Here is a 6620-nt window from a genome sequence, read left to right on the forward strand (position 1 = left end):
CGGATACGGACGACATGCGCGAGGCCAAGAGCATCGAGATTTGCCGATTGTTGCGTGCGGCGGGCGCCAGGCTCCACCTCTACGATCCTGTTGCGATGGAAAACGCCAAGCGCATCATCGGGGAAGACGGAATCATCTACCACGCAAATGCCTACGATGCGGCGTCCGGGGCGGATGCGGCGGTGATCGTCACCGAATGGCGTGAATTTTCTCAACTCGATCTCCGGCGCCTGAAATCTTCCTTGAAGACACCCATACTTTTCGACGGAAGAAATATTTACTCGCTGGAAAAGGTGGCGAGAGCCGGAATCGAATATCATAGTATCGGCCGTCCCTCGTATTTTCCGGAATAAATTGACAATGCGGATTGTCGTTACTGGCGGCGCCGGATTCATCGGCCATCACTTGTGCCGCAATTTTCTCGGGCGTGGCGATGAAGTTGTCTGTATCGATAATTTTATCTCCAGTGAGAGAGGACGGATTCGGCCTCTTCAAGATGAAGGAAAAGAGCGGTTCGTTTTCATTGAGCACAACGTCTGCGCGCACATAAAAGTCGATGGGGTCGTCGACGCCGTCTTTCATTTCGCCAGTCCCGCCAGCCCGATAGACTACCTGAACTACCCAATCCAGACGCTGAAGGTGGGGGCGCTTGGAACGCATAATGCGCTGGGGCTTGCGCTCACCAAAAAGGCCCGGTTTCTTCTTGCCTCGACCTCTGAAGTGTATGGCGATCCGGAGATTCATCCTCAGTCTGAGGATTATTGGGGAAACGTTAATCCCATCGGGCCCCGGGGAGTCTATGATGAGGCCAAGCGCTTTGCCGAGGCGCTGACCATGGCCTACCACCGAACACACGGGCTGCAGACCTATATCGCCCGCCTTTTTAATACCTACGGACCGGGGATGCGTCTTGAAGATGGGCGGGCGATCCCGAACTTTCTGCGTGCTGCGATTCGGGGCGAGCCTTTGCCAGTGTATGGCGATGGTTCCCAGACCCGGAGTTTCTGTTACATCTCCGACTTAGTGGAAGGTCTGATCGCCCTGTCAAAAAGCGAGGTTCACGATCCGGTCAATTTGGGCAATCCTGCTGAGATGACCATCGCTGAGTTGGCTGAACAAGTGCTCAAGATCACGGGTAGCGGATCATGCATTGAACAACGCCCCCTTCCTCAAGACGACCCCAAGATACGGCAACCCGATATTGCGAAGGCAAGAGCGCTCCTGGGATGGGAGCCAAAGATTTCGGTAGAGGAAGGGCTCCACCAGACTGCAGAGGATTTCCAGAAAAGATTGTCCATCGGGCAAAAATGATTATTGCCGACTAAATCAAGGTATGCATTCTGCGGCAGGGAAGTTGCAGCGTCTCACATTGGGCGAAGAAGTCAGAGAGCATCTCATCCGTGACAGAGGGAATGGCGACGATGACCTCCTCAATATTTTCCTCGACGGCAATTCTGAGGAAATCACTACGGGTTCCCATCACGGAGACACCGTACATGCGCTTTCCCGACTTTCCGGGGTTGTCGTCGAGAAATCCAACCGGCTGGTAGCCGAGCCTTGGGTTATTGAGCATCTCGCGGACGAGCATCTCACCCGCATCCCCAGCCCCCATGATTAAAATCCGCTTTCCGAATTTTTTCGAGGCCCCCGGCAACATATCCCGCAGATTCCTGAAAAACATCCGCGTTCCGGAGACGAGCATCAGAAGTATCAGCCAATCGATGGCAAATATCTTGCGGGGCCGGTCCGTGAATCCCCAGATCATCAATACCGCCAGAGTCGAGAGAACGGAAGAGGCGGTAACGGTTTTCGTGATGTGAATCAAATCGGCGACCCCCAGGTAGCGCCACATGCTCCTGTAGAGCCCCATGAAATAAAAGGTCGTCAGCTGTACCAGAATAACAACCGGGAGAGTGGTCCAGAAAATATCCAAACGGGCGGGGGAGAGATTCGTTTCGTATCGGAACAGTGTAGCGGTGTAAAACGCAACGCAAATACTCACAAAATCAAGCAACATCTCCACGATAACTCTTTTGTGCATCAGCGTGGCGTTGAGAATGGTGGGTGGACCATTTTTCCGCTCGGCAAGAACGGCAGGTAGCTCGCTCGCATCGATTTTGACTTCCCCGAGGAAAAATCCGAACACCACGGCTCCTGAAATGAAGATGACGGCGATGATAAAGATGATGGAAATTTGAAGGTAGGCGTAGAGGAAGGCTGTGATTCCCATCAAGGCGCTGAACGCATAAATCATGAGAACCGCGCGCCTTTCACTCACTCCCAGGATGACCAGTCGGTGAGAGGTATGATCCTTGCCACCCTGTGCAATGCTTTGTCCCCGGAAAATCCGGGTGAGGGAAACGAAGGTGGTATCGAAAATCGGGACGCCGAGAACCAGGACAGGCACCATGAGGGTTGCAGCCAGGCTCGTAGGATGGCTTGCCGAGAGAGAGATCGATGCGACGGCGAGCGAGAATCCCAGGACCATGCTTCCGCAGTCTCCCATGAACACTGAGGCAGGGGGAAAATTAAAACAAAGGAAACCAAGGCAGGCGCCCGTCAAGGCGGCGGAGAAGACGCCCATCAGGACGTTTCCGCTGATAAACGACCAGGCGGCCAATACCATGCCAGATATCGCCGCGATGCCGGAGCAGAGACCGTCCATATTGTCGATGAGGTTGAAAGCGTTGGTCACAGCCACGATCCAGAAGATCGTCAGCAGGATGGAGAAAAATTTGTGGGAACCAAGGGGAATCGAGGTTCCATAGATGATGGCGATGCAGGCGGCGATAATCTGGACCATGAGTTTTGCGGAGGGGCGAAGGCTTGAAATGTCGTCCCAGAGGCCCGCCGCGAAAACGATCAGGACCCCGAGCAACAAACCCAGCAAGCGGGATTGTAAAATGACGTCAAATTTCATTTCAAAGGTTCTGACGAAAAGAGCAGAAAGAAAAACGGAAATCGCGATGCCGATAAAAATCCCCACCCCGCCGAGGAGAGGAGTGGGTTCTTTGTGCCACCTGGCCCCCGAAGGTTGAGCGACCAGCCCCATGCGTTTCGAGAGCATCTTAATCCCTGGGATGAAAAAAAGCGAGAATAAAAACGCGAGTCCCAGTGCAAGGAGATATGGGGTCAGCGGGATGAGATTTGACATGTGCACAGAAAAATCCATGAGGTCCATCAGCATGAAAATAAAAAGCCACAATATGTCTGCGGATAAAATACCATGATTGCACGGCTCTATCCACCAAGGTTTGAATTCGTTGGCATTATAAAGGTTCTCATCCCGGGTTCCATCGAAGCGGATGGATGACATCCAAAGAACCCTTTGATTTTAGAGGGAAAGTTGCTATATGGTAGGCCGCTGTTCAGGGGAAGGACAATCGGAGCACTCACCGGGAAGTTTGGCCGCCGGAGAACGCTTTTTTTCGGCCGGCGTAAGCCATTCAGGAAGACAAAATGAAAAGTCTGATAACAGGGGGGGCCGGCTTCGTGGGCTCTCATCTGGCGACCGAGTTGCTGGAGCGCGGACATGAGGTATTCATTCTCGACAACCTGGCGACCGGCCGGCTGGAGAATCTGGCGCACATCCAGGAGAACCCGCGGCTTCATCTCGTCATGGGAAGCATCCTGGACTCCGACGGCGTGGAGCCGCTCATCCGCGAGTGCGATGAGGTCTATCACCTGGCGGCGGCGGTGGGCGTTCGCCTGATTCTGGAAAAACCGGTCGAAACGATCCTGACGAACGTCCGGGGGACCGAAGTGGTTCTCCAGCTGGCGCGTCAATATGATCGGAAGACACTCATCGCCTCCACCTCCGAGGTGTATGGCAAGAACAAAGCGGGCGCCCTGAAGGAGGACGACGACCGGATCATGGGCTCGGTCCGCAAGCAGCGGTGGGCTTACGCCAACACCAAGACACTCGATGAATTCCTCTCCCTGGCCTACCACCGCCAGTGGAATCTCCCCGTGGTGATCGCCCGCCTTTTCAACACAGTCGGCCCCCGGCAGACGGGCCGCTACGGGATGGTGATCCCGAATTTTGTGCGCGCCGCCCTGAAGGGAGAGCCCATCGTGGTTTTCGGCTCCGGCGAGCAAAGGCGGTGCTTCGGCCACGTCACCGATGTCGTGCGGGCGCTCGCCGATCTGGCCTCCCACCCCGGTGCGGTGGGAGAGGTGTTCAACGTCGGGAACGGGAACGAGATCTCCATCCTGGCGCTCGCGAAACGGATAAAAGAGATGGCCGGCTCATCCTCGCCGATCGAGTTCATGTCCTACGAGGAGGCCTACGGAGAAGGTTTTGAGGACATGGAGCGGCGCATGCCGGATCTGAGTAAGGTCAAAGCTTTGATCGGGTACGAGCCCCGCCACCAGCTGGACGACATCCTCGAATCGGTCATCGGCTACTTCCGGGAAAACCATTCCGCAGTCTAGTGCCGGCTCTCTTGAGCGGCGGGAAAGCATCATGGCGCGCATACTGGTAACGGGCGGCGGCGGCTTCATCGGCTCCCATCTGGCGCGGGCGCTTCTGGAGGAGGGGAACCGGGTCCGGGTGCTGGATTCCTTTCTCACCGGAAAGCGGGAAAACCTCTCGGAGATCCGCGGCGACATCGAACTGATCGACGACCCGGAGGGCGTCACCTCCCCGGAGGTATGCGCGAGGGCGGTGAAGGGGGTGGACGGCATCCTCCACCAGGGGGCGCTCCCCTCGGTGCCGCGCTCCATCGCCGATCCGGCCGAGACGGACCGGATCAACGTCGGCGGAACGCTGAATCTACTTGAGGCGGCGCGGAAGGAGGGGGTTCGAAAATTCGTGTTCGCCTCCTCCTCCGCCATCTACGGCGATGCGCCGGGAGATGTCCGGACCGAAGATATGCCCCCGCAGCCGCTTTCTCCCTACGCCGTCTCCAAGCGCGCCGGTGAACTCTATCTCCAGCTCTATCACCGTCTCCATGGGATGGATACGGTGGCCTTGCGCTACTTCAACGTCTTCGGTCCCCGGCAGGACCCGGCCTCCCAGTATGCCGCCGTGGTGCCGATCTTCACGGCGCGCCTTCTCCGGGGGGAGCGGCCCACCATCTACGGCGACGGCGGCCAGTCCCGCGATTTCACCTATGTGGGCAACGTCGTTTCGGGAAACCTTCTGGCCCTCAGGGCGGAGGGCGTCGGGGGGGAGATATTCAACCTCGCGGCCGGGTCCAACCATTCGGTGAACGATCTCTTCCGGCGGATTCGGGATCTGGCCGGCGCCGAAAACGTGGAGGCCGAATATGCTCCGCCCCGGGAGGGGGATGTGCGGCGCTCCGAGGCGGATGTCTCGAAAGCCGAAAAGATGCTCGGCTACCGGACGCTGGTTTCCTTCGAGGAAGGACTGCAGGAAACGGTGGCGTGGTACCGGGAACATTCGCCGGAAAATTCCTGAGCTTTTCAGTTCTATGCCATAAACGGCTCGCGTACATGAGGTATGGTTTTGGATCTTTTGGGGAAAGTCTAGCAAAAAGTGATTTCATTTTTCCCCGAAGTATTTTTTGTGCCACGACCACGCCGATTGGATTTGATCCTCGAGGGAAGGATAGGCTGGCTTCCAGCTGAATTCTTGCTGAAAAAGCCTCGCGTTGCTGACGAGGCTGGCCGGATCGCCCGGCCGCCGGGGAGCGATAGCCGACGGGATGTCCTGTCCTGTGATTCTGCGGGCGGTTTCAATGACCTCGCTGACGGTGTGCCCCTTCCCGGTGCCGAGATTGAATGCCTGGAAGCCCTTGCTCTTTTGCATTAACCCTTCGAGAGCGAGAACGTGGGCTTCGGCCAAATCTGATACGTGAACGTAATCCCGTATGCAGGTCCCGTCGTGGGTGTCGTAGTCCTCTCCGAAAATCTCAATCCGCGGCCGGCGGCCGAGTGCAGCATCAAATACGAGCGGGATCAGATGCGTTTCGGGGTCGTGCACTTCTCCTAACTCGCCCTCCGGATCGGCTCCTGCCGCATTGAAGTAACGAAGTGCGATCGATGAGAAATTATAGGCCACGACATAATCCTTAAGGGCTTGTTCGACCATCGCCTTGGACCAGCCGTAAGGGTTGTCCGGTTGGATGGGGCTGCTTTCGGGAATGGGAACTTTCCCGGGAGTACCGTATACGGCCGCCGTGCTGGAGAGAATGAAGCGGGAGACACCATGTTGGCGCATGGCTTCGAGGAGGCAAAGGGAGGCCGCCGTATTGTTGATGTAGTACTTCGCCGGATCCGCAACGGATTCTCCCACGCTGGTGCAGGAAGCAAAGTGCATGACGGCGATTGGCTCATAGGTGGATAAAATCTCGAGAAGACGGGTTTGATCGAGAAGGTCCCCCTCTTCGAGAGGTCCCCATTTCACCGCCCATTTGTGTCCGGTGGTGAAGTTGTCGAATGTGACCGGAACATAGCCCCGGCGATGGAGCGCCTTGCAGACATGGCTCCCGATATAACCGGCTCCGCCGGTGACCAGTATGTGCTCCACGAACGTTGGCCTCCACTACGCGTAAAAAACAGTAAAACAAGTGCATGTTAAGTTTTACGGGGACCTCTAAAAACCGCCTGATTTCCCCCCGATTTTATGTCGTAGCCGCATTCTAGCCATAATCTGA

General features: G+C 56.5%; 6 protein-coding genes. 4 read left to right on the forward strand and 2 right to left on the reverse strand.

Features of this window, described 5'->3' with window-relative positions; all coding sequences use genetic code 11:
* Both O2807_10345 and O2807_10350 read left to right on the forward strand, forming a co-directional pair.
* Positions 1-353, forward strand: a 353-nt coding sequence (locus O2807_10345) for a UDP binding domain-containing protein (protein ID MDA1000895.1), incomplete at its 5' end; no start/stop codon positions are given.
* Between the two features lie 7 nt (positions 354-360).
* Positions 361-1311, forward strand: coding sequence for an SDR family oxidoreductase (locus O2807_10350; GenBank protein MDA1000896.1), 951 nt, complete (start codon positions 361-363; stop codon positions 1309-1311).
* A gap of 10 nt (positions 1312-1321) precedes the next feature.
* Here O2807_10350 and O2807_10355 read toward each other — a convergent pair whose 3' ends face one another.
* Positions 1322-3067, reverse strand: a complete 1746-nt coding sequence (locus tag O2807_10355; protein MDA1000897.1) for a hypothetical protein — start codon at positions 3065-3067, stop codon at positions 1322-1324.
* A gap of 392 nt (positions 3068-3459) precedes the next feature.
* On the opposite strand from O2807_10355, the gene O2807_10360 reads away from it, so the two are divergent.
* Both O2807_10360 and O2807_10365 read left to right on the forward strand, forming a co-directional pair.
* Complete coding sequence (locus O2807_10360; GenBank protein MDA1000898.1) at positions 3460-4434, forward strand: GDP-mannose 4,6-dehydratase; 975 nt, start codon at positions 3460-3462, stop codon at positions 4432-4434.
* A 31-nt stretch (positions 4435-4465) separates the two neighbouring features.
* Positions 4466-5422 (forward strand): SDR family oxidoreductase, encoded by a 957-nt coding sequence (locus O2807_10365; protein ID MDA1000899.1) that lies wholly within the window; start codon positions 4466-4468, stop codon positions 5420-5422.
* A gap of 84 nt (positions 5423-5506) precedes the next feature.
* Here the strand turns inward: O2807_10365 and galE are convergent, their stop codons facing one another.
* Positions 5507-6493 carry a UDP-glucose 4-epimerase GalE gene (galE, locus tag O2807_10370; protein ID MDA1000900.1) on the reverse strand — a complete coding sequence of 329 codons (987 nt, stop codon included), beginning with the start codon at positions 6491-6493 and terminating at the stop codon, positions 5507-5509.
* Between the last annotated feature and the right edge of the window lie 127 nt (positions 6494-6620).

The sequence above is a fragment of the bacterium genome (genome assembly GCA_027622355.1).
Lineage (GTDB): Bacteria > UBA8248 > UBA8248 > UBA8248 > UBA8248 > JAQBZT01.

What these genes read in the sequence shown, in the direction of transcription:
- O2807_10350 (MDA1000896.1), top strand. Translation starts at nt 361, where the DNA reads ATGCGGATTGTCGTTACTGGCGGCGCCGGATTCATCGGCCATCACTTG.
- O2807_10355 (MDA1000897.1), bottom strand. Translation starts at nt 3,067, where the DNA reads ATGCTCTCGAAACGCATGGGGCTGGTCGCTCAACCTTCGGGGGCCAGG.
- O2807_10360 (MDA1000898.1), top strand. Translation starts at nt 3,460, where the DNA reads ATGAAAAGTCTGATAACAGGGGGGGCCGGCTTCGTGGGCTCTCATCTG.
- O2807_10365 (MDA1000899.1), top strand. Translation starts at nt 4,466, where the DNA reads ATGGCGCGCATACTGGTAACGGGCGGCGGCGGCTTCATCGGCTCCCAT.